The sequence below is a fragment of the Pseudoxanthomonas sp. F37 genome (assembly GCF_022965755.1).
In the GTDB taxonomy this organism is placed as follows: Bacteria; Pseudomonadota; Gammaproteobacteria; order Xanthomonadales; family Xanthomonadaceae; genus Pseudoxanthomonas_A.
On the sequence record NZ_CP095187.1, the window covers coordinates 164,008 to 187,658 of the forward strand.

At 70.0% G+C, this 23,651-nt stretch carries 16 protein-coding genes and 1 pseudogene; 3 read left to right on the plus strand and 14 right to left on the minus strand.

Going from position 1 to position 23,651, the window contains the following annotated elements; genetic code table 11:
* Positions 1-72: 72 nt before the first annotated feature.
* The 12 genes from MUU77_RS00795 to MUU77_RS00850 all read right to left on the minus strand — a co-directional run bounded on the left by MUU77_RS00795 (position 73) and on the right by MUU77_RS00850 (position 19,713).
* Positions 73-1,518 (minus strand): FAD-dependent oxidoreductase, encoded by a 1,446-nt coding sequence (locus MUU77_RS00795; RefSeq protein WP_245090437.1) that lies wholly within the window; start codon positions 1,516-1,518, stop codon positions 73-75.
* 136 nt (positions 1,519-1,654) lie between these two features.
* On the minus strand, positions 1,655-6,127 hold the full coding sequence (gltB, locus tag MUU77_RS00800; RefSeq protein WP_245090440.1) for a glutamate synthase large subunit: 4,473 nt from the start codon (positions 6,125-6,127) through the stop codon (positions 1,655-1,657).
* Positions 6,128-6,366: 239 nt separating this feature from the next.
* A complete protein-coding gene (locus tag MUU77_RS00805; protein WP_245090443.1) occupies positions 6,367-6,732 on the minus strand; it encodes an I78 family peptidase inhibitor in 366 nt (121 codons plus the stop codon).
* 59 nt (positions 6,733-6,791) lie between these two features.
* A complete protein-coding gene (locus MUU77_RS00810) occupies positions 6,792-8,618 on the minus strand; it encodes a carboxypeptidase regulatory-like domain-containing protein (protein ID WP_245090446.1) in 1,827 nt (608 codons plus the stop codon).
* A complete protein-coding gene (locus MUU77_RS00815) occupies positions 8,615-10,777 on the minus strand; it encodes a hypothetical protein (RefSeq protein ID WP_345779057.1) in 2,163 nt (720 codons plus the stop codon). Before MUU77_RS00815 ends, MUU77_RS00810 begins: the two co-directional genes overlap by 4 nt.
* A complete protein-coding gene (locus MUU77_RS00820) occupies positions 10,774-11,931 on the minus strand; it encodes a BatA domain-containing protein (protein ID WP_245090449.1) in 1,158 nt (385 codons plus the stop codon). Before MUU77_RS00820 ends, MUU77_RS00815 begins: the two co-directional genes overlap by 4 nt.
* Complete coding sequence (locus MUU77_RS00825) at positions 11,928-12,818, minus strand: DUF58 domain-containing protein (RefSeq protein WP_245090452.1); 891 nt, start codon at positions 12,816-12,818, stop codon at positions 11,928-11,930. The genes MUU77_RS00820 and MUU77_RS00825 overlap by 4 nt, the downstream gene beginning before the upstream one ends.
* 13 nt (positions 12,819-12,831) lie before the next feature.
* Positions 12,832-13,824 (minus strand): MoxR family ATPase, encoded by a 993-nt coding sequence (locus MUU77_RS00830; RefSeq protein ID WP_245090455.1) that lies wholly within the window; start codon positions 13,822-13,824, stop codon positions 12,832-12,834.
* Between the two features lie 118 nt (positions 13,825-13,942).
* Positions 13,943-14,647, minus strand: a complete 705-nt coding sequence (locus MUU77_RS00835; RefSeq protein WP_245090458.1) for a DUF4159 domain-containing protein — start codon at positions 14,645-14,647, stop codon at positions 13,943-13,945.
* 146 nt (positions 14,648-14,793) lie between these two features.
* Entirely contained in the window at positions 14,794-16,128 is a 1,335-nt protein-coding gene (locus MUU77_RS00840; RefSeq protein ID WP_245090461.1) for a TldD/PmbA family protein, read from the minus strand.
* A 23-nt stretch (positions 16,129-16,151) separates the two neighbouring features.
* Positions 16,152-17,786 carry a TldD/PmbA family protein gene (locus tag MUU77_RS00845; RefSeq protein WP_245090464.1) on the minus strand — a complete coding sequence of 545 codons (1,635 nt, stop codon included), beginning with the start codon at positions 17,784-17,786 and terminating at the stop codon, positions 16,152-16,154.
* A gap of 298 nt (positions 17,787-18,084) precedes the next feature.
* Entirely contained in the window at positions 18,085-19,713 is a 1,629-nt protein-coding gene (locus tag MUU77_RS00850; protein WP_245090467.1) for a TldD/PmbA family protein, read from the minus strand.
* A 122-nt stretch (positions 19,714-19,835) separates the two neighbouring features.
* On the opposite strand from MUU77_RS00850, the gene MUU77_RS00855 reads away from it, so the two are divergent.
* Both MUU77_RS00855 and MUU77_RS00860 read left to right on the plus strand, forming a co-directional pair.
* Entirely contained in the window at positions 19,836-20,666 is an 831-nt protein-coding gene (locus MUU77_RS00855; RefSeq protein WP_245090470.1) for an NYN domain-containing protein, read from the plus strand.
* 72 nt (positions 20,667-20,738) lie between these two features.
* Positions 20,739-21,373 (plus strand): annotated as a pseudogene (locus MUU77_RS00860) (DUF938 domain-containing protein).
* Positions 21,374-21,430: 57 nt separating this feature from the next.
* On the opposite strand, the gene MUU77_RS00865 reads toward MUU77_RS00860, so the two are convergent.
* Both MUU77_RS00865 and MUU77_RS00870 read right to left on the minus strand, forming a co-directional pair.
* Positions 21,431-21,862 (minus strand): VOC family protein, encoded by a 432-nt coding sequence (locus MUU77_RS00865; RefSeq protein ID WP_245090472.1) that lies wholly within the window; start codon positions 21,860-21,862, stop codon positions 21,431-21,433.
* A complete protein-coding gene (locus MUU77_RS00870) occupies positions 21,859-22,581 on the minus strand; it encodes an iron-containing redox enzyme family protein (protein ID WP_245090474.1) in 723 nt (240 codons plus the stop codon). Before MUU77_RS00870 ends, MUU77_RS00865 begins: the two co-directional genes overlap by 4 nt.
* A 272-nt stretch (positions 22,582-22,853) precedes the next feature.
* On the opposite strand from MUU77_RS00870, the gene MUU77_RS00875 reads away from it, so the two are divergent.
* Positions 22,854-23,615: a hypothetical protein gene (locus MUU77_RS00875; protein WP_245090477.1), complete on the plus strand. Its 762-nt coding sequence runs from the start codon at positions 22,854-22,856 to the stop codon at positions 23,613-23,615.
* Positions 23,616-23,651 lie beyond the last annotated feature (36 nt).

A 23,651-nucleotide genomic window follows, 5' to 3' on the forward strand; every position in this document is an offset into this window, starting at 1 on the left:
AGCGTAGAGCCGGGCCCGGTCGGCCCGACCCAGCGAGCCGGCGGGAGCGACAGCAGCGGGGCGGGTCGCGCGCTACGCCAGCAGCAGCGTCGCGATGCTGGCGGCCGCGTCGCGCCCTTCGGCCACCGCGGTGACCACCAGGTCCGCACCGCGCACGGCGTCGCCGCCGGCGAACAGCTTCGGGTGCGTGGTCTGGAACGGCAGGCGGTCGCCGCCGCCGGCGACGATGCGGCCGTTCGGCGTACCCTCCACGCCCACGTCCGCCAGCCACGCCGGCACGGTGGGGGAAAAGCCGAACGCGATGATCACCACGTCCGCCTCCAGCACCGACTCGCTGCCTTCGATCGGCACGGCGCTTTGCCGGCCGCGGTCGTCCGGTTCGCCGAGCGTGGTCTCCACCACCTGCACGCCCGCGACCTTGCCGTCCACGCCGGCCACGATGCCCAGCGGCTGGCGGTTGAACAGGAAGCGCACGCCTTCCTCGCGGGCGTTCGCCACCTCGCGCGCCGAGCCGGGCATGTTGGCCTCGTCGCGGCGGTAGGCACAGGTGACCTTGGCCGCCCCCAGGCGGATGGCACTGCGCACGCAGTCCATGCCGGTATCGCCGCCGCCGAGCACGACCACGCGCTTGCCCTGCAGGTCCGGCAGTTGCAGCTGGTCTTCCCAGCCGGCGATGGGCCGGCCCCAGGGATCGTTGCCGCTGATGATGCGGCCGTTCTGCACCAGGAAGGGCAGGGCGGGCAGCACGCCGTCCAGGTCCTGGCCGGGCAGGCCGCCGTCGGTGTACCGGTAGGCACCGGTGCCCAGGAACACGGCGTCGTAGTCGTCCAGCAGCTGTGCGAGCGTGATGTCGCGGCCGACCTCCACGCCCAGGCGGAACTCCACGCCCATCCCCTCCAGCACCTCCCGTCGCTGTGCGATGACGCCCTTGTCCAGCTTGAAGCTGGGGATGCCGAACTGGAGCAGGCCGCCGATCTGTTCGTAGCGGTCGTAGACCACGGCCTGGATGCCGGCGCGCGCCAGGCGGTCGGCGCAACCCAGGCCCGCCGGTCCGGCACCGACGACGGCGACGCGCCTGCCGGTCGGCTGCACGGCGCTCAGGTCGGGGCGCCAGCCCTGGGCCAGGGCGGTATCGACGATGTACTTCTCCACCGCGCCGATGGTGACCGCGCCGAACTCCTCCAGCGTGCAGCTGCCTTCGCACAGCCGGTCCTGCGGACACACGCGGCCGCAGACTTCCGGCAGCGGATTGGTGGAATGGCAGAGCGCGGCGGCCTCCTCGATGCGGTTCTCCTGCACCAGCTGCAGCCACTGCGGGATGGCGTTGTGCACCGGGCACTTCCAGCTGCAGTAGGGATTGCCGCAGTCCAGGCAACGGCCGGCCTGGTACTGCGCTTCCTCCTTGCCGAACCTGCCGTACAGCTCGCCCCAGTCGCCGGACGTGCGCAGCTCCAGCGGAATGCGTTGCGGCATGGTCCGCGGCAGGTCGAGGAACTGGAATACCTGCTTCTTGCTCATAAGGTCGGGTCAGCAACGAGTGGGGAGGAACGAGGAACGAGTAAGGGCAACGGCAACGACGGGCGCGGCGGATGGGAGGGCGAGATGAGCATTCCGCTTTCACTCGTTCCTCGTTTCTCCACACCCGTTCCCCGCTTCACGCGGCCCTCCGCAAGGTCTCGGTCAACGAATCGATGCTCGCCGCCTTCGGCTTCACCAGCCAGAACTTGCCGACGTAGTCGCGGAACTCGTCGAGGATCTGCTGTGCCCAGATGCTGCCGGTCAGTTCGCGATGGCGGGTGACCAGCGTATGCAGGTGCTGGCGATGGCTCTCGAAGCCTTCCGGACTGATGCGGTGGATGTCGATCAACTCGTGGTTGTAGCGGTCCACGAAGTCGCGGTCCAGGTCCAGGACATAGGCCAGGCCGCCGGTGAAGCCGGCGCCGAAATTCAGGCCCACCTTGCCCAGCACCAGCACGATGCCGTCGGTCATGTATTCGCAGCAGTGGTCGCCCGCGCCTTCGATGACGGCCAGCGCGCCGGAGTTGCGCACCGCGAAGCGTTCGCCCGCGCGGCCGGCGGCGAACAGCTCGCCGCCCGTCGCGCCGTACAGGCAGGTGTTGCCGATGATCGGCGTGTTGCGCGCTTCGAAGCGCGCGCCGCGCGGCGGTCGCACCACCAGCCGGCCGCCCGCCATGCCCTTGCCCACGTAGTCGTTGGCTTCGCCTTCCAGTTCCATGTGCAGGCCGCCGGCGTTGAAGGCGCCGAAGCTCTGCCCGGCGGTGCCGCGGAAGCGCAGGGTCAGCGGGGCATCGGCCATGCCCTGGTTGCCGTGCTGGCGCGCGATGGCGCCCGACAGGCGGGTGCCGATGCTGCGGTCGGTGTTGTGGATCAGGAACCGATGGTCGCCTCCGCGCTTGTGACGGATCGGCTCGGCGAGCAGGCCGTCGAGCTGCGTGGCCAGGCTGTCCGGCGATTCGTACAGGCGTTGCGCCGCACAGCCGCCGCCGTCGACCTGCGCGCCCTTCAGCAGGCGCGACAGATCGACGTTCACGCCTTCGCGCGGCGATACGTCCAGTTGCTGCAGCAGGTCGGTGCGGCCGACGATCTCGTCCAGCGAACGCGCGCCCAGGTACGACAACCACTGCCGCACCTCCTCGGACAGCAGGCGGAAGAAGTTCTCCACGCGCTCGGGCAGTCCGGTGAAGTACTGCGTGCGCAGGCGCTCGTCCTGGGTGGCCACGCCGGTGGCGCAGTTGTTGAGGTGGCAGATGCGCAGGTACTTGCAGCCCAGCACGATCATCGGGCCGGTGCCGAAGCCGAAGCTGTCTGCGCCCAGCAGCGCGGCCTTCACCACGTCCAGGCCGGTCTTCAGGCCGCCGTCGGTCTGCAGCACGGTGCGGTCGCGCAGCTGGTTCACCACCAGCGCGTGGTGGGCCTCGGCCACGCCGAGTTCCCACGGCACGCCGGCATAGCGGATCGAACTGACCGGGCTGGCGCCGGTGCCGCCGTCGTGGCCGGAGATGGTGATCAGGTCCGCGCCCGCCTTCACCACGCCGGCGGCGATCGTGCCCACGCCCGCATGGCTGACCAGCTTCACCGACACCAGCGCGGTCGGGTTGACCTGCTTGAGGTCGTAGATCAGCTGGGCGAGGTCTTCGATCGAATAGATGTCGTGGTGCGGCGGCGGCGAGATCAGGCCGATGCCGGGCCTGGCGTAGCGCAGGCGCGCGATCAGTTCGTTGACCTTGTGGCCCGGCAGCTGGCCGCCTTCGCCGGGCTTGGCGCCCTGCGCGACCTTGATCTGCAGCACTTCGGCGTTGACCAGGTACTCGGGGGTCACGCCGAAGCGGCCGGAGGCGACCTGCTTGATCTTGCTGCGCTTCTCGGTGCCGTAGCGGACGGGGTCTTCGCCGCCTTCGCCGGAGTTGCTGCGGCCGCCGAGGCGGTTCATCGCGATGGCGAGCGCCTCGTGCGCCTCGGGCGACAGCGCGCCCAGCGAGATCGCCGCGGTGTCGAAGCGGCGCAGCAGGTCGGAGGCGTCGGCCACCTCGTGCAGCGGCGTCGGCGTGTGGGCCTTCTTCAGCTGCAGCAGATCGCGCAGCGCCGACGGCGGCCGCGAGTTCACCGCATCCGCGTAGGCCTGCCAGTCGCGGGCGTCGCCGGTGCGCGTGGCGCGCTGCAGCGTCATCACCACGTCCGGGTTGTACATGTGGTACTCGCCGCCGTGCACGTACTTCAGCAGGCCGCCGACTTCGGGCGATTCGCGATCGTTCCAGGCGCGCGCATCCAGCTGGCGCGCCTCCAGGTCCAGGCGCTCGAAGCCTACGCCGCCGATGCGCGAGGGCGTCTCGGCGAAGCACAGCTCGACCACGTCCGGGTCCAGGCCGACGATCTCGAACAGCTGCGCGCCGCGGTAGCTGCTGATGGTGCAGATGCCCATCTTCGAGATGATCTTCGACAGGCCCTTGTAGATGCCCTTGCGGTAGCTGCGGCCGATCTGCGCCTGCTCGCCGCCCTTCTTGATCTGCAGGATGCCGCGCCGGCCCAGGTCGAACAGGGTCTGGTAGGCCAGGTACGGATACACCGCGGTGGCGCCCACGCCGATCAGGCAGGCCATGTGGTGCGGATCGCGGGCGGTGCCGGTCTCGACGATCAGGTTGGCGTCGCAGCGCAGGCCCACGCGGCACAGGTGGTGGTGCACCGCACCGGTGGCGAGCAACGCATGCGCCATCGGCCGGCCCGGCTGCGGGTAGCGGTCCGACAGCAGCAGCATGACCACGCCATCGCGAGCGGCCTGCTCGGCCTGGCGGCAGATCCGTTCCAGGCCGGCCTTGAGGCCTTCCTCCGGCGCGTAGGACAGGTCGATCAGGCGGTTCTTCTCGACGTACTGCGGCATCTTCAACAGCTGCCGCAGCTTGCGCTGGCTCAGCACCGGCGAATTGAGGATGACGTGGTTCACCGTCTCCGGGCCGGCGTGGAAGATGTTGGTCTCCCGGCCCAGCTGGGTGGTCAGCGACATCACGCAGTCTTCGCGCAGCGGATCGATCGGCGGGTTGGTCACCTGCGCGAACGCCTGGCGGAAATAGTCGTACAGCGGGCGCGTCTGCCGGCTCAGCACCGCCATCGGCGTGTCGTCGCCCATCGAGCCGGTCGCTTCCTGCTCGGTCTCGGCCAGCGGTCGCAGGACCTGCTCCACTTCCTCGGTCGAGAGCTGGAACAGCTTGTGGTAGCCGCGCAACGTGCGCTCGTCGAAGGGTTCCTCCACCAGCGACGGATCGATCAGCTCGGTCTGCAGGTAGGTGACGCCCTGGTGCAGCCACTGCTTGTAGGGCGCGCGGCCGCGGTTGATGCGGTCCACCGCCTCGCTGTCCAGCAGGTCGCCGCGCTTGAGGTCGATGGCCATCATCTCGCCCGGGCCCAGCTTGCCCTTGCGGGTGACGCGTTCGGCCGGCACTTCCCACACGCCGGCTTCGCTGGCGACGATGAAGTGGCGGTCGCTGGTCAGCATCCAGCGCGCGGGGCGCAGGCCGTTGCGATCCAGCGTGCACGCCGCGTAACGCGCGTCCATCGAGACGATGCCGGCCGGCCCGTCCCATGGTTCGGTGTTGAGCCCGTAGAACTCGTAGAACGCGGCCAGGTCGGCGTCCTTGAACTCCAGCGACTGGGTGGCCGGCGGCACCAGGATGCGCAGCGCCTGGATCAGCTCCATGCCCCCGGCGACCAGCAGCTCCAGCATGTTGTCCAGGCTCTGCGAATCGGAGCCGTGCATGGAGATGACCGGGTCGAATTCGCCGATGTCGAAGCGCGGCGTCTGCCATACCTTGCTGCGCGCCTGCGCCCAGCGGCGGTTGCCCTCGATGGTGTTGATCTCGCCGTTGTGCGCCAGCAGGCGGAACGGATGCGCCAGCGGCCAGCGCGGCAGCGTGTTGGTGGAGAAGCGCTGGTGGAAGACCACCGCGCTGCTGGCCAGCTCGGCGCGCTGCAGGTCCGGGTAGAACCTGGCCAGCTTGTCCGGCAGCACCATGCCCTTGTAGCCGATGGCGTGCGGCGACAGCGTGACCACGTAGAAGTCCGGCGCGGTGGCGCGCAGCTGCTGCTCGGCGCGGCGGCGGGCAAGGAACAGCGCCAGCGTGAATGCGTCCGCGCTCTGTTCGGTGCCCGCCTCCACGAACAACTGCTCGATGCGCGGCAGGGTGTCCTTGGCCAGCTGCCCGCATACCGCGGCGTCGGTCGGCGGCACGCGCCAGCCCTTCACCGCCACGCCGGCGCGGAACAGCTCCGCTTCCAGGGTGGCGCGGCACTGCGCGGCCTGCGCTTCGTCGTGCGGCAGGAACACCAGGCCGGCGGCGAAGCGCGCGCCCGGGTCGATGCCGGATTCGGCGGCGAGCGCGCGGAGGAAGGCATCCGGTTTGCGGATCAGCAGGCCGCAGCCGTCGCCGGTCAGTCCGTCGGCGGCGACACCGCCGCGATGGGTCATGCGCGAGAGCGCGGCGATGGCGGTATCGACGAGTGCGCGCGAGGGCTGGTCGTCGAGCTGCGCGATCATGCCGAAGCCGCAGGCGTCGCGTTCGTCGTTGGGGTCGTACAGACCCTGATCAAAGCCGCCTTGGCGATTGCGAGGGGCCATGTAGTGCCTCAAACCGGACTGACGGCGACACCGTGCCCTGCCCGCGCAGCGGCACTTCGAAATGTCACCGGAAATCCGACTAGACCATAGATGTTGCGACGCCGCAACAACACCTCTCGCGCACCACTTGTTGGTTGCAGAAGCAACTTTTTTCGCGACAAGAACGTGCGCGCCGGACAACGAAAAACCGCCCGCGTCGCCGCGAGCGGTTCAAGGTCCCGCGAGGCTGTCGCGAGGCGTCAGCCGCAGTTGACCGAGGCCACCGCGCCCTTCTCGTCCAGGATGATGTTCAGGCGGTTCGGGTTGAAGTCCATCGTCGCGGCGTCGCCCGGCTTCAGGGCACGCACGGATTCCGACTTGCTGTCGCTCTTGGCCTGTTCGATGTCCTTCCCGGTCGGCGTCTTGCCGACGATCCACTGCGCCTGGGTGTCGTCGCAGCTGCCGGCGAGTTCGGCCGGGGCAGGCTCGGCGGCGGGCGGGGTGGCCGCTTCGCTGGCCGCGGCCTGGGACTGCTCGGCGGCGGCGGTCTGTTCGTCGGCCTCGGGCGAGGAGCAGGCGGCCAGCGAGAGGGTCAGCAGCAGGGCAGGAATCGCCGTTCGGATCATGCGGAACTCCGGAATGGTGAGATGACCGCAAGCATTGCGCACCGGACATTCGGGAGTCGTTAACCGGCCGGCGCGCGCCTGCGTTCCAGCCACCATAGCAGCGCGCTGGCGGAAAGCCACGCCAGGAACCATGGCCACGCGGGGCCGCGCGCGCCTTCCGCAGCCGATGGCGATGCCGCTGCGGTGCTCGTGGCGCCCGCGCGCGCGCGCGTCTGGGCCTGGAGCTCGGCGCGGTGCAGCGAGGGCGCGTCGTCTCCGGCACGCACGAAGAACGGCGCCACGGCGTCGCCCATCCTCAGCTGATGCCAGCCCGCGCTGCGCGGCCAGAAACCCGCGCAGCGCGCGCTACCGGTGACAGGATCGCGCAGGACCTGCGTGATGGTGCCGTCGGGCGCGACGACCCGTGCATCGTCGGCAATGCCGCACAGCGCCGCGCGTTCGTCCACGCGCGCGCCGTCGGCAGTCGCAGCCAGGGTGGGTGCGCCAGCGCGCGCCAGCGTGGCGAAGGCCTGCGACCACAGGGTGGCGTGCACGTCGGCATGGCCTGCCAGCACCAGCGTGTAGGTATCGCGCGGCGTCCATAGACCCACGCGGCCGCGCCCCATCGCGTGCCACCACGCGACCGGTGTGCCGGCGGCGTCGCGCAGCAACGCGACCCCATCACCCGCGGGCATCCGCACCGTCCGCCGAGTGAGCAGCGGCAGGCCGGCCGGCACGGCGTCGGCATCCACGGGCAGGTCGGCGGTGCCCGCGCCGCGCCGGGCGCGCCATGCGTCGTCATCCGGGGCGGGACGGGACAGGCGCAACCCGGTCTCGTCGTTGCCGACAGCGGGTACGCCCAGCAGGCGTTGCAGCGGCGGGGGCAGGGGGCCGTCGGCGAGCACCAGCACGCCCAGTCCGTCGCGCACGGCCGCGCCAAGGGCCACGCGTTGCGCCTCGCCGAGTCCGGCGGCTGTGCGCGCATCCAGCACCAGCAGGTCGAAGCGGCGCAGCGTCTCGGCGCTCATCGGCAGCGGTGCATCGCCCAGCCGGATGCCGCCACCCAGGCTTATTTGCATGTGCAACGGAATGCCCACGTCCGTGGCCCAGCGACGCAGGTACTTTCCTTCGGCATTGGGTGCGCCGGCCAGTATCCAGACGCGGGGCGGCTGCGTCGGCTGCGTCCAGACCGGCAAGGACACGGCGTCGGCCACGCCTCCGCCCGCTGCCCGCGCTTCCACCCGGAACAGGGCCGGGCCCGGCAGGCGGGCGACGCCGGTGAGTCGGAACTGGCCCAGCGCGTCCACCGGCCCGGCATCGATGCGCTGGCCTGCGGGGTCGAACAGCGCCACCGTCGCCTTCGCCACGCCGTTCACCCGCCCGCTGACGACAAAGGTGTCGCCCGGCGCCACCACACCCACCGGAGCGAGTTCGACGACACCGCGCGGCAAGGCCGTGGGCGAGAACACGATGCGCCGGCCGCCCAGCGCATCGCGGTCGCGGGCTTCCAGTCCATCGCCGACGACGTGCAGCGTGCGCACCTCCGGATGCCGGCGCAGCGCGGTGCCCAGGTCCGGCACGCGCTCGCTGCCGTCGGACGTCGCGGCCTCCGGCAGGGCGACGCGGGGCTGGCCCAGCAGCGCAGCGGGCAGCGCCACCTGGCCTGCGTTCGCGGTCATCACCACCAGCGTGCCGGGGGTCGACGCCTGTCGCGGCGGCAGCAGGGTGAAGTAGAGCAGCAGCGCGCAGACGGGCTGCAGGCCGCACAGCAGCAGGAAGCGCGTACGGGAGCCGCGCACGCCGGCGGAAGCGCCGCGGCGTCGCGCGATCAGGCGCGTCCACGCAAGCAGCACGCCCAGCGTGAGCAGGCCGGCCAGCAGCCAGGGCAGGGTCGCGGGCAGGGTCATCGCGCGGGCTCCTGCTGCAGGGCATCGAGATAACGGCGGCCCGCATCGTCCGGTGCGGGCCGGCGCGGCACCCGTGCGGGCGGTTGCGGCGATGCCGACCACAGCAGCGCGCGCAGGCGCGCGCGGCAGGGCGCACACGCCGGGTCGCCGCGGACTTCATCGATGGCGGCGAACAGGTCCAGCGCATCCGGCACGCGCGCTTCATTCGCGCGCAGCCACGCCTGGAGCGCGTCCAGGTCCGCGCCATCCGCCGGCGCGCGATCGTTGGCCAGGGCGCGCCATGCGCGTGCGGGGGCCGCGTCCGCGTCGTCGGGCACGCGTTCGAGCGGTCCCAGCGCCCGCGCCGCGATACCCGTGCGATCGCCGCCCATCCGCCGTGTCTCGTCGATGGGCGGCAGTTCCGGGCCCACGCGTGCCAGGTAGATGCGCGTGGCCTGCTGCACCTGCTTGATGTATTCCAGCGCCTTGTACGCGAACGGCAGCGCCTGGTCCGGATGCCCCTGGCGCAGGTGCAGTTCCGATTGCCACATCTGGTCCAGCGCCTTCTTCAGGGTGGCGCGCGTCTGGGGGTCGAGCAGGGTGGCGGCCTCGGCGTGGTCGTGGGTGTGTCCGTAGGTTTCCAATACGTCGGCTTCGCGGCCGAAGCTCGCGCCCGTCGCCGAGGTCGCAGGGTCGTGACCGTCCTGGGCCGCGCCTGTGGAGGCGTGGTCGTGTCCGTCGTCTTCCGCAGGGTCGTGGTCGGCATCGCTGGTCGGCGGCGGTTGCGGTTCGCCCTCGGCTTCCTCGCCGAGGAACTGGCCATAGCGCAGGCGCAGGATGCGCTGGTCCACGCCGATCGCGTCCGCGCGCGTGACGAAGGTATCCGCCGCCAGGCCGCGCCTCTGCTTCTGCAGGGCCTCGGCGTCGATGATGATCTGGCGCTGGCTGCGGAAATAGGCCGGCATGACCTTCTTCACCAGCCCCTCCAGTCCCGTGCTCTCCTGGCCGAGGTCGGCCGGCCAGCGCAGGATCAGGCCGGGGCTCTGCGCGCGCTGTGACGCAGGCGAGCGCATGTCGTGCACCGTCAGCTGCGCGATCAGGTCGTCGCCCACCGCCATGCCGAGCGCTGCGAGGTCGAGCGATGCGGTGAAGCGGCGCGCGGTCGCCGGACCGGTGCCGTGCAGCGTCATCGCCTGGTCCTTGAATGCGATGTTCTCGCCGCTGCCCTGCGCGAGCGTCAGCTTCAGCGTGGCCGACGATGCGACCCCGTAGTCGTCGCGCGCCTCGAAGGCCAGCGACCAGCGCGACTGCCCCACGGCCACCAGGCTGAGGCCGCGATCGGGCGCCAGCACCTTCACCTCGGGTGCGCGGTCGGGAATCGCATCCAGGCGGCGCAGCTTCGGCGGCGGGCCCCCGGCGCCGGCGGCGACCACGCGGTACAGCGTGGACTTCGCCAGCACATGCGTCGCGTGCCAGGTATCGCCCTGGCGGACCAGCGCAAGACGCCGCCCGTCATGGAAAACGAGATCCGCGGCGGCCGGCTGCGGATCGAAGCGCAGCGTCCAGCCCAGGCGCGAACCGGCGGGTGCCTTCGCATCGAGCCCGGCTTCGTCGCGGGGTGGCCGTCCGGTGTAGGCCGGCGGTGCGACGTGCAGCCGCTGGGCGACGAGCCGCGGCACGCCGGGGGCGACGGGCGCCTCCTCGTCCGCGGGCGCCAGCGTGCGCGATTGCGGCGCGCGCGCAGGCCAGAGCGCGGCAGCGGCGACCACGAGGGCGGCGACCAGCCACATCGCCACGATGCGCGGCCACGGCCACGGTGCGCGCAGGTCCGGGGCCGGTCGGGTGCGCAGGCGTTCGCGCACACGCGCCTGCTGGAGCTGTTGCAGCGGCGTCAGCGAAGCGGGCGGCGCGAGCAGCAGATCGCTGCTGTCGTCCAGGTCCTTGCGCCGTGTGTCCAGCTGGCGGACCAGCCAGGCGGTATCGAACGCGCGTGTCCGCCGCCAGGCCAGCGCGGCGAGCACCGCGGTCCCGGCCAGCGCGACGGCGACGGCCACAGCGGGGGATGCGAAGCGCCACAGCAGGCCGGTGAGCGCGACGGGAACCGGTGCACCCGACAGCAGTCGGCCCAGCGCCGCATGGCGGCGGACCTGCGCGAGGCGGTCGCATGCGGACAGCATCATGGCGCCACGCTCCGCGTGCGTCGCGTGGCCATCCAGCGTTCCACCAGCACCAGCAAGGCGATCAGCAGCGCAAGCCAGGGTTGCAAATCGCGCGGCGCAACGGGATAGGCCGTGCCACCGCGGATGGGCGCGTAGTCCGTCGCCGGCACGCGCATGGGCGCCACGGCGGGACCCTCGAACAGCGCGCGCAAGCGGTGCGGGAAGTCGGCTTCGAGCAGTGCCGGCATCGCCTCGGGCCGCAGCGGCCGGCTAAAGCGCATCACCCGGCCCTGCCCGAATGCGGCGCTTTCGACCAGCGGGGCACCGTCGGCATCGCGCCAGGTCATCGGCGACATCGCAATGCCGTCCAACCTGGCTTCGTGGGTCAGCAACGCGACGCCACCGGCCGAGATCCATCGCGTGACCGGCGCGGGCACCGGTCCGGGCGCCAGCCACACCAACGGCTGCGACGGCGGAGGCAACGGCGCATCGATCGTCCCGATCCGCACGGCCGTCGAGCCGTTGGGTTGCCACGCGCGTGCGGCGGCGCGCAGATAGCGCAGGCCACGCTCGTCGCCCACCGGGTGACGGACCACCAGTGAAGGTGGCGGCGATGCCTTCGCCGACGATGCCGGCATGGCACCGCCGACGACGTTCCATGTCACCGCGCGCGACAGCGCGGGCCGTCCGGCATCCGCGCCCTGCAGCGTGGCGGGCACGATCACGGTCAGGGCGACGCCGGTGGGCAGCTCCGCATCCAGCTGCCGCAGCAGACTGCCGATGGCGGGCGTGCCGGCGGGCATCGGCTCATCCAGCGACGGGAAGTCCGGCGCCAGCCAGTGCAGCCGCGCGCGCGCATCGGCCGTCTGCGCGCGCACGACACCGGCATCCACGCCCGGCACGGCGACGACCCACGGGCGCGCATCGTCCCAGCCCGACAGCACCGGCCGCGCCAGCCAGAGCGCCAGCAGGGCGAGCAGCAGCAGGCGCAGCAGCAGCAGCGGCCATTCGTCGAAGCGGATGCGGTGGCGCGGCTTCGGTTTCTGCCGCAGCCAGCGCAGCGCGGCGAAATCGGTCGGTGTCTGCTCGTGCCGCCGCGCCAGGTGCAGCAGCAGGGGCAGCAGCAGGGCGGCGAGCGCGGCCAGGCCGGCGGGCAGTAGCAGCGCCAGGCTCATGCGTATTCCGCCGCGTCGCGCGCGCCGAACAACCGCCGCAGTGGCAGGTCCAGCGGTTGGTCGGTGTAGTGCCGTGCGTGGCGGATGCCGGCGGCGTCCAGGCGTGCGTCCAGCGCGTCCTGCGCCCGGCCGAACCGCCGCAGGTAGTCCGCGCGCAGGGCGGCCGCATCGCCCAGCAGCTCTTCGCCGGTTTCCGGGTCGCGGAAGCGGTGGCCGCCCGCGTACGGGAAATCCCGTTCGTCCGCGGTGAGCAGCTGGATCGCCAGCACCTCGCGCCGCGCGGCGGCCAGGCGTTCGGCCAGCGCTGCCATGGCGTCGTCGAACCAGTCGCTCAGCACCAGCACCAGATCGCCGGCGCCCAGGCGCTCGAACACGGGGCCCAACCGTTCCTGCGCGGGAAACCCGCCCTCGGCGCGCAGGCCATGCAGCGCCAGCAGCAGCTGGTCGCGCTGGCGCGCGCCGTTGCCCGGCGCCACCAACCGCACGCCCTCGCCATGCAGCACCATCAGCCCGAAGCGATCGCCCTGGCGCAGGGCCAGTTCGGCGACGCAGGCGGCCAGGCCGCGCGCGGCGTCGAAGCGCGTACCGCGGCTGCCGTCGCGCTGCGCCATCGACGCGGTTGCGTCCAGCACTATCCACACCGTCAGCGGGCTTTCGCGCTCGGCCTCGCGCACGAAGAAGCGGTCCGAGCGCGCATAGAGTTTCCAGTCGATCTGGCGCAGTTCATCGCCCGGCTCGTAGGCGCGGTACTGGGCGAACTCCAGCCCTGCGCCGCGGCTGCGGCTGTGGTGCAGGCCGATCCCCTGCGCGCCGATGGCGCGTCGCGCGGTCAGCCGCAGGTCCTTCAACCGGCTGCGGACATCGGCGGGAATCAGGTCGTGCGCCATCGGCAGGGCGGACTCAGCCGGCCAGCGGCACGCCACGCAGCAGCGCGGCGATCACGTCATCGGCACCGACCTGCTCCGCCTCGGCGGCGAAAGACAGCAGCAGGCGGTGCCGCATCACCGGCTTTGCCAGGGCCACGATGTCCTCGCGCGTCGCGGCCAGCCGCCCATGCAGCAGTGCGCGCGCCTTCGCGGCGAGCACCAGCGATTGGCCGGCGCGCGGACCGGCGCCCCAGCGCACGTACTTGCGGACTTCATCGGGCACGCCGTCGCCGGGCCGGCTGGCGCGTACCAGCTTCGTGATCCAGCGCAGCAGGTCCTCGCTGATGTGCACGTCGCGGACATGCTGCTGCAGCGCCAGCACCGCTTCGCCCTCCATCACCCGCGGCACGTCGCCGCCGGCGCGGCCGGTGGTCTGCGCCAGGATGTCGTGCTCTTCCTGTTCGGTGGGATAGTCGACGCGGATGTGCAGCAGGAAGCGGTCCAGCTGGGCTTCCGGCAGCGGGTAGGTGCCGGCCTGCTCCAGCGGGTTCTGCGTGGCCAGCACGAAGAACGGCGAGGGCAGTGCGTGGGTGGTGCCGGCGTAGCTGACGGTGCGTTCCTGCATGGCTTCCAGCAGCGCGGCCTGGGTCTTGGGCGGCGTGCGGTTCAGCTCGTCGGCCAGCAGCAGGTGGGTGAAGATCGGGCCCGGCTGGAAGCGGAAATGGCGGTGCCCGGTGCCGTGGTCTTCCTCGAGCAGCTCGGTGCCCAGGATGTCGCTGGGCATCAGGTCCGGCGTGAACTGCACGCGACGGAACTGCAGGTGCAAGGCCTGCCCCAGCGAGCGCACCAGCAGCGTCTTGCCCAGACCGGGCACGCCCTCCAGCAGGCAGTGGCCGCCCGCCAGCAGGCCGATCAGCAGCTGTTCCACCACGTCCTGCTGGCCGACGATGGCCTGGCCGATGGCGGTGCGGAGTTCGCCGAGTTTTGCCAGCTGCTGCTGGAGGTCGGATTCGGTGAGAGACGTCATGGTGTATCCCGAAAGATGCGTAGGAGCGCCCCATGGGCGCGATGCTCGTGCTCCGGATGCGTCGCGGCAGGAGCATCGCGCCCATGGGGCGCTCCTACAGGCGCAGGGGTGTGTGCGTTCACGTCGTCAGCGCGTAGATCACGAGATTGACGCCGAACCTGGTGTTGTCCTCGGCCAGGAAGCGCTTGTTGCGCCAGTCGTAATCCCATTCGCAGCCGTAGTCCTTGTTGCTGTACAGCACGCCGAGGCGGCCGTTGATCTCGATGCCCTGCAGGTATTCGTGCACCAGGTCGTCGCCCCAGCCGTTGAGTTCGAAGCTGGTGGCCGGCGGGCCGTCGAACTTGAAGAACGACGAATAGACGGCATGGGTGTTGGGCAGTCTCTTCATCGCCTTGGGGCCGAAGATCGAGGCCATCTGCGCTTCGAAGGACTTGGCGAACAGGCCATCGATGTCGTGGTTGCAGTCGTCCACGAACACGAAGCCGCCATTGCGCACGTAACGTTCGAAATGGCGGCGCTCCCCCGGGTTGAACTCCACCAGCTTGTGTCCGGCCAGGTAGCAGAACGGGGCGGCGAGCATGCGCGGGTCGGACAATGCCAGCACGTGCTCCTTCGGGTCCACGCGCAGGGTGGTGTAGTCGATCAGCGAGGTGATCAGGTTGGACGGCATGCGCGCGTCCACGTCCCAGTCGCCGGAGTCGTACTTCAGCCGGGTGAACCAGAAGTCGTAGTTGCCCGCCGCACGCGCGCCGCGCGGGACGCCGGCCAGCAGCGCCCCGGCCAGGCCGCCGCCCGCAAGCCGCAGGAACTCGGCGCGGGTCATGGGGCCAGGAACGAGTGCGGAGAAACGAGGAACGAATGCAGCTCCGCCTGTACCGGAGTTGCGACTAGGGGCCCAGCACCTCGTTGGTATCGACTATGGCCAGGCACCCGACTCGTTCCTCGTTCCTTTCCACTCACTTCTCGCCCTTACACCGCGTCCGACAGCGAGGTGAAGGTGAAGTCGCGCAGCTTCATCGGCGGGATCATCATCACGAAGCTGGACTCGTCGCCTGCCACGCGCACCGGCTTGCCCAGTTCCTCGATGTTGTTGAGCATGATCACCGGCGATTCGTTGAAGCGGAAGTTCTTCACCGGATGCTTGATCTGCCCGTTCTCGATGTAGAACGTGCCGTCGCGGGTCAGGCCGGTCAGCAGCACCGTCTGCGGGTCGACCATGCGGATGTACCAGGTGCGCGTGACCAGGATGCCCTTCTGGGTGCCGGCCACCAGCTCCGCCGTGGACTTGTTGCCGCCGGCCATCAGCAGGTTGCCCGGCGAGCCGATCGCGCGCTTGCCTTGCTTCTGCGCCCAGAAGCGCGAGTACTCCAGGTTGACCACCTTGCCGTTCTCGACGATGGCCATCTTTTCGCGCGGCAGGCCCTCTCCATCCCACGGCATCACTTCGGCGCCCGGGTGCCATGGGTCGGCGCTGATGTTCACGCGCGGGTCGTAGACCTGTTCGCCCAGCTTGTTGCCGCCGCCCTTCCTGGACAGGAAGCTGCGGCCTTCGTCGGCCTGGCGCGCGTCGAAGAAGTTCATCATGAACGAGATCAGGCCCGCGGCCGCGGCCGGTTCCAGGATCACCGTGTACTTGCCCGGTTCCAGCGCCTTGGCCTCGGCCGATTCGCTGGCCTTGCGCATGGCGATGCGGATGTCGCTGTCGGCCTTGAACGCGCTGGCGTCCTTCAGGTTGCGGCCGACCCAGCCGGAACCGCGGCCGTCTTCCGTGCGCACGGTGCAGGTGTAGTTGAACGCCGTGGCCTTCTGGTAGCCGAAGTTGCCCTTGCTGTTGGCGAAGGCCACGAAGCTCTGGCCATCTTCCAGGAAGCCGGCGGCGATCAGCTTTTCCGCCTTGCAGGGGCCGATCGAGTCGGCGGCCACCTGGGCGCGGAACTCGGGGGTGATGGCGGCGGTGGACTCGCTGAAGGTGGCGCTGGGCCTGTAGGTCTGCTTCTCCACGGCCGGCATGAACTCGGGATTCTCCGGCGCCAGCCGGGCGAGGTCTTCGGCGCGGCGTACCACGCGCTCCAGCGCGGCGTCGTCGAACTCGTTGATCGTCGCCACGCCCACGCGCTTGCCGAACGCCACCTGCACGCCCAGGTCGGTATTGCTGACGATGCCGCTGGTGGACACGTTGTTCAGCGCGAAGCGGATGTTGCCGTCGACGGAACCGGTCAGCGACGCGGTGCATTCGTCGGCCTTGGACAGCGCGAGGACCTTGTCCAGGATGGCCTTGGCCTGCGCTTCGGTGAGGATGCTCATGTTCTAGGGTCTCCTTGCGCCGGTCAGCCGAGCGAGCGGGCGGTGTTGATGACGTTGATGCCGTTGAAGCGCGCGGTGGACGACCCGTGGGAGACCGCGGACACCTGGCCGGGCTGGCCCTTGCCGTCGAAGAACGAGCCGCCCAGACGGTAGTCGCTCTCGTCGCAGACGGCGGCGCACGCGTTCCAGAATTCCGGCGTGCGGATCTGGTAGGCCACGTCCTCGATCTGCCGGGTGATCGTGCCGTTCTTGATCTCGTAGAAGAGCTGGCCGCCGAACTGCGCGTTGTAGCGCTGCTGGTCGATCGAGAACGAGCCGTCGCCGATGATGTAGATGCCGTTCTCGACGTCCTTCACCATGTCGGCCACGGACAGCTTGGTCTTGCCGGCGGCCAGCGAGACGTTGGCCATGCGCTGGAACTGCACGCTGCTCCACGAGTCGGCGTAACAGCAGCCGTCGGATTCGGTCTTGCCCAGGATGTGGGCCTGGTCGCGGATGGTCTGGTAGTCGACCAGCTTGCCGGCGCTCACCAGGTCCCAGCGCTTGGTCTTCACGCCTTCGTCGTCGTAGCCGACCGCGCCCAGGCTGCCGGGCTGGGTCTTGTCGGCGAACAGGTTGACCAGCTCGCTGCCGTACTGGAAGCGCTGCTCGCGCTTGTCCAGCGTGGCGAAGCTGGTGCCGGCGTAGTTGGCCTCGTAGCCGAGCACCCGGTCCAGCTCCAGCGGATGGCCGACCGATTCGTGGATGGTCAGCCAGGTGTGCGAGGGGTCCAGCACCAGATCGTACTTGCCCGGCTTCACCGACGGGGCGGTCAGCTTGGCGCGCGCCTGCTTGGCGGCGGCGATGGCGTCCTCCTTCATGTCGTAGGAGTGGCCGTAGTTGACCACGCCGTTGGGCGTGGTGAACTTCTGCCCGGCATCGCCGTCCAGGTACTCGTAGCCCAGGCCCATCGGCGAGGACAGGCCGTCGCGGGTGCGGAACTTGCCGCTGGCCTTGTCGATGGCGGTGACCGTCATCGGCACCCAGATGCGGTGCACGTCCTGGTCGATGTAGGAGCCGTCGGTGCTGGCGAAGTACTTCTGCTCGTTGACCAGGAACATCATCGAGTTGACGAAGTCGGCGCCGGCGTTGATCGCCGCGGCGTTGACGCCCAGCAGCAGGTCGACCTTGTCCTTGATCGGCACCTCCATCGCATTCTTCCTGATCGGCGTCTTCCACGACACCTCGCCGAAGCCCGGCGCCTTGGCTAGCTGCACCGGCGCGGTCTGGGTCTTGCTGTTGGCCTTGGCGATGGCGGCGGCCTGGCGCGCGGCGCCGGCCACGCCTTCGGCGGTCAGCGTATTGGTGGCGGCGAAGCCCCAGGCGCCGTTGGCGATCACGCGGATGCCCGCACCGGTGGACTCGGTGTTCACCACGTTCTGCACCTTGTCCTCGCGGGTGATCACGAACTGGCGCAGATAGCGGCCGATGCGCACGTCGCAGTAGGTCGCGCCGGCCTGCCTGGCGGCGGCGAGCGCGGCATCGGCGAGGCGCTTCTTGAAGGCGACATCAAGGGTGGACTGGAGTTGCTCGGCGGCGATCGCCTTGCCGAGGAAGGACGGCACCATCAGGCCGCCCAGGCTGAGGCCGGTCATGGCCAGGAAGTCACGACGTTGCAAGGCAGTTCTCCACCGATTGGGCCTGCGGGGCAGGCGGGGCTGCGACGGTAGTGCGTCGGCCCGCGCAGTCCCCGCGCAGGTCGTCGCCGATTCTTGCCCTGCATGCCGACAACGTCAAATGACTTTCGGCATAGATGAAGCCCGTCATCGTGATCGAACGGATCATCCGGGGTTTGCGCGCAGACCTCGAACCGTCATCCCAGCGTACGCTGGGATCCATCTTGCTCTCGCTCCGAATCAGACGGGAAGATCAAAAGCCAAATGGGTCCCAGCGTGCGCTGGGACGACGGCTGAACATCTATCCGAGGCTGCGCGCGGTGTTGATGATGTTGATGCCGTTGAAGCGCGTGGTCGCCGAGCCGTGCGACACCGCCGACACCTGGCTGGGCTGGCCCTTGCCGTCGAAGAACGACCCGCCCAGGCGGAAGTCGCGGGCATCGCAGATCGCCGCGCACGCACTCCAGAATTCGGGCGTGCGGATCTGGTAGGCCGCGTCCTCCACCTGCCGCGTGACCTGCCCGTTCCTGATCTCGAAACAGAGCTGCCCGCCGAACTGCGCGTTGTAGCGCTGCTGGTCGATGGAATACGAGCCGCGGCCGTGGATGTACAGGCCGTTCTCCACGTCCTTCACCATTTCGGCCACCGTCAGCGGGGCCTTGCCCGGCGCCAGCGAGACGTTGGCCATGCGCTGGAACTGCACGCTGCTCCACGAGTCGGCGTAGCTGCAGCCGTGCGGGGCATCCTCGCCGAGGAGGTGCACTTCGTCGCGGGTGGCCTGGTAATTGACCAGCACGCCGTCCTTGACCAGGTCCCAGCGCCGTGTCTTCACGCCTTCGTCGTCGTAGCCCACCGCGCCCAGGCTGCGCGGCTCGGTCTTGTCGGCGCTGAAGTTGACGATGGGGCTGCCCCACTGGAAACGCTGCTCGCGCTTGTCCAGCGTGGCGAAGCTGGTGCCGGCGTAGTTGGCTTCGTAGCCCAGCACGCGGTCCAGTTCCAACGGGTGGCCGACGTTCTCGTGGATGGTCAGGAACAGGTTGGACGGATCCAGCACCAGGTCGTACTTGCCCGGCTTCACCGAGGGCGCGGTCAGCTTGGCACGGGCCTGCTTCGCCGCCGCGATGATGTCCTCGCGCAGATCATAGGACGCGCCGTAGGCCACCACGCCGCCCGGCAGCATGAACCTGTCGGCAGCGTCGGCGTCCAGGTATTCGTACCCCATGCCCATCGGCGCGGACAGGCCATCGCGCGTCTTGAACCGGCCGCTGGCCTTGTCCACCACCGTCACGGTGAAGGGCACCCAGATGCGGTGCACGTCCTGGTCGATGTACGAACCGTCGGTGCTGGCGAAGTACTTCTGCTCGTTGACGACGAACATGCGCGAGGCGGCGAAGCTGGCGCCGGCGGCCAGGGCGGTGGCGTTCGCGTCCAGCAGCAGGTCCACCTTCTCCTTCACCGGCACCGCCATGGCGTTCTTCACGATGGGCGTGCGCCAGGCGACCTCGCCGACCCCCTTCAGCGGGGCCAGCTGCACCGGCTTGCCCTGGATGCGCGCATTGGCGCCGGCGATGGCGACCGCCTGCCGCGCCGCGGCCGCCACGCCCTCGGGCGTCTGGTCGTGGGTCGCCGCGAACCCCCAGGCGCCCTGTGCGATCACGCGCACGCCGACGCCCGAGGATTCGGTGTTCACCACATTCTGCACCTTGTCCTCGCGGGTGATCAGCGATTGCCGCAGGTAGCGGCCGATGCGCACATCGCAATAGGTGGCGCCCGCCGCGGTGGCGGCCGCCAACGCCGCCTCGGCCAGGCGCTTCTTCTTCGCCACGTCGCCCGGCTCCAGCAGGGCCTCGGCGGCGATCACCCGCGTGCCGGGCAGGGCCAGGCCCGCGAAGGCCAGGCCGCCGATGGTCAGGAAGTCGCGTCGCTGCATGCGCGTGTCCGGGCGGAGGAGCCCCGGACTGTCGTCGGCGTGCCGCGCAGCGTCAAGTGACGCCGGTCACGGGCGGGCGACGTGGTGCACAATGCGCGCATCCCGCCCAGGAACGCGCCCGCATGAAGTCCCGTCCGTCCGTACGCCCCGAGAGCGACGACGAGCAGCCGCGGCTCGCCGTGCTGATCGATGCCGACAACGCGCAGCCTGCGGTGATCGAAGGCCTGTTGGCCGAGGTGGCCAAGTACGGCGTGGCCAGCGTGAAGCGCATCTACGGCGACTTTACCAGCACCCGCATGACGCAATGGAAGCAGGCGCTGCTGAAGCATTCCATCAACCCGGTGCAGCAGTTCGCCTATACCAGCGGCAAGAACGCCACCGACAGCTCGCTGATCATCGACGCGATGGACCTGATGTACACCGGCCGCTTCGACGGCGTATGCCTGGTGTCGAGCGACAGCGATTTCACCCGCCTGGCCCAGCGCCTGCGCGAGGAAGGGCTGACCGTGTACGGCTTCGGCGAGCGCAAGACCCCGGATGCCTTCGTGCAGGCCTGCGACAAGTTCATCTACGTGGAGGTGCTGCGCAGCGAAGCGTCCGCGCCGGCCGCTCCGCCGCCGCCGAAGCCCGCGAAGAAGGCGGCCAGGCCGGCGGCGAAGAAGCCCGCGGGGCAGGCCGAGCCCACCGCCGCACCCGTGGTCGAACCGGCCAGGCACGAGTCGCTGCCGCTGAAGCTGATCCGCCAGGCCATCGAGGAGGCGAGCGACGACCAGGGGTGGGCCTTCCTCGGCAGCGTCGGCAGCTACCTCAGCAAGGTGCGGCCGGACTTCGATACCCGCCTTTACGGGCACAAGAAGCTCAGCGACCTGATGAAGGCGCATCCGCGCCACTTCACCGTCGAGGAGCGCGCCGGCGAAGGCGGGGCGAAGCGGTTCTACGTGCGTTCGGCGTAGCATGCGCCGCGCGCACGTCGACGCGTCGTGGAGAGGGCCAGGCGGTCGTGCGCATGGCGCACGCTGCGCGCCATGAGCGCCAGGCCCTTCGCCCCTTCCTGCGAACGCAACCAGGGGCCGATCCTCGAGGTGCTGCGACGCCACTTGGGCAACACGCGCCGCGTGCTGGAAATCGGCAGCGGCACCGGCCAGCACGCCGTGCACTTCGCCGCCGCGATGCCCTGGCTGTCGTGGCAGTGCAGCGACCGCGCGGACAACCTGCCCGGCATCGCGCAGTGGCTCGCTGAGGCGGCACTGTCCAATACGCCGCCCGGCATCGAGCTGGATGTCGAGGGTCGCTGGCCGGATACCCTGTTCGATGCGGTGTTCACCGCCAACACCCTGCACATCATGGGCTGGCCGCAGGTGGAAGCATTCTTCGCCGGGGTCGGCGGGGTGCTGCCGGCGGGGGGCTGCTGGCGGCCTACGGCCCTTTCAACTACGGTGGCGACTTCACCAGTGAAAGCAACCGAGCCTTCGAGCAGTGGCTGAAGGACCGCGATCCAGCCTCCGGCATCCGCGACTTCGAGGCCGTGGATGCGTTGGCGCGCGGCATCGGCCTGCGGCTGGTCGAGGACAACGCAATGCCGGCGAACAACCGCTGCATCGTCTGGTCCAGGCGTGGCGTGCGCCATGCGCACGGGCTTGCATCGCCAGAGGAACCATGAGGACAGCGCGATCTCGCCCTGCCGCATGGATTCATCAGGTCGTGCGCATGGCGCAGGCTACGGGATGAAGGTCTGTTCCGGATCGTCGAACGACTTGAATTCCAGCGCATTGCCCGACGGATCGAACAGGAACATGGTCACGTGCTGGCCCGGCCTGCCCTTGAGCCGCAGATGCGGTTCTTCGTGGAACGCGATGCCGGCGGCCTTCAGGCGCATGGCCAGGGCTTCCCACGCGGCGCGGTCCAGGTTCAGGCCGAAATGCGGCACCGGCACGGCCTCGCCATCGAAGCGTCCGTTGTGCAGCGGCTGGCCGTCGCCGCCGATGTGCGCGACCAGATGGTGGCCGAAGAAGTCGAAGTCCTGGTAAGACGCGTCGCTGCGTCCCATCGGGCAGCCCATCGTTCCGCCGTAGAAGCGGCGCGCCTCGTCCAGGTCGCGTACGGGGAAGGCGAGGTGGAACTGGCGGATCGTGCCGGCCGCCGCGTTCACGAGGCGGCCTCCAGCTGCGGCGCATGCGCATCGACGATGTTCTGCCAGAACAGATTCCACGCGCCGATGCTGCGCTCGTAGCCGCGCGCCAGTTCGGGCAGGACGCCGGGGTCGTGGCGCAGGTACTCGTCGATGGCCGCGCGGGTCAGCTCGCCGTGCACGATGTCCTCTTCGCCCGTGTGGATGGTCCAGAACTCCCAGTCGATCCGGTCCTCGTTCGCGCGCAGGTAGGGATGGGCGCGCATGTGCTCGAACATCACCGACAGATAGGTCTGGCACAGGCATTCGCCGCCCATGCCGCGCAGGCCGACGCCATACGCCACCGGGCTCCGGGCGAGGTCGCGGGTCAGGCCTTGCAGGATGCCCGTGTTCGCCGGCAGCGCCCGCTCGATGTCGCGCTCGTCCACGCCGATGCTGGCCAGGAAGCGGTCGTACACGGTGGGGTGTGCGCGCGCAGGATCGCCTTCGCCCAGTTCCTCGGCGAGGATCTGGCCCAGCAGGCTGCGCAGCCCGCCGAACGGCAGGCGCGAGACCAGCAGCGCGAGGTCGGTGATGTAGTCGATGGTGAAGAACCGGTACTGCACGCAGAAGCCGCGCAGTTCGGCGATGTCGAGGTCGGGGAGGACGCGCATGCGTCGCGCGGCCAGCGCTTCGGTCGCTTCCTTGGCCGCGTCGGCGAAGCGCCAGAACTGCTCCCGGGTCGTGGGGTGGTCTTGCATTGCTCGCTCCTGGGGGTGGCACGGCGGCACGCGGCGCAAACGCGTGTACACGCCGTCGTCACATGATGGAATCGGCCGGCGTGAGTAGAACGTGCACAGTCCGAGGGCTTGGGCGCGTTGTGCGCGCGACGCGCAAGGGCGCCGCTCATGGATGTGAAGAGAAGCGCAGGCGGCGGAGCCGCGCCGTTGCTAGCATCGGCTCCATGATGCGGACGAGCGATGCAGCGCGCATGCCAGCGCAGACGTGTGACCCCGCGGGCGCGGCCGAGGGCGTGCGACTGCTGTGGACCAGCGGCTGGGATTCGACGTTCCAGCTGCTGCGCCTGCTGCTGCAGCACCGACTGCCGGTGACGCCCTACTATCTGGAAGACGCCACACGCGCCTCCACCGGCACCGAACTGGAGGCGATCGCCCGGATCACCGCCGCACTGCATGCGCGGTACCCGCATACCCGTGCGTTGCTGCGGCCGTTGCGGCGCTTCCCGGTCGCCGGACTGGTGCCCGATCCCGTGATCGAAGACGCGCTGCGCGAAGTGCGTACCCGGACGTACATCGGCAGCCAGTACGCGTGGCTGCCGATGTTCTGCAAGCAGCACGGCGTGGAGGGCATCGAGATGAGCGTGCACGTCGACGACAAGGTGCAGGCGCTGCTGTCCTCGCGCGTGGTGGCGTTCGAACAGGCGGGCGCTTACCGCAGCGTGCGCGTCGCCAGCGGACAGGCCGGCACGCCCGAGTACACGTTGTTCCGCTACTTCAGCTTCCCGCTGTTCTCCATCGACAAGCGGGCCATGCAGCGCCAGGCACGCCTGGCCGGCTGGGAGCCGCTGATGGCGATGACTTGGTTCTGCCACCGGCCGCTGCGCGGCAGGCCGTGCGGGGTCTGCGCCCCTTGCGTCTACACGATCGAGGAAGGCCTGGGCTGGCGGGTGCCGCGGGCGCGGCGGGCGCTGTCCTTCGTCTACCGCACGTTCGCGCGGCCGCTCAAGCCGCCGCTGCGGCAGGCGCTGGCGTCGCTGCGGGGAGGTCGCGCCTAGGCCGGCGTGGCGCGAAAGAAGCAACCCCGCCGAAGC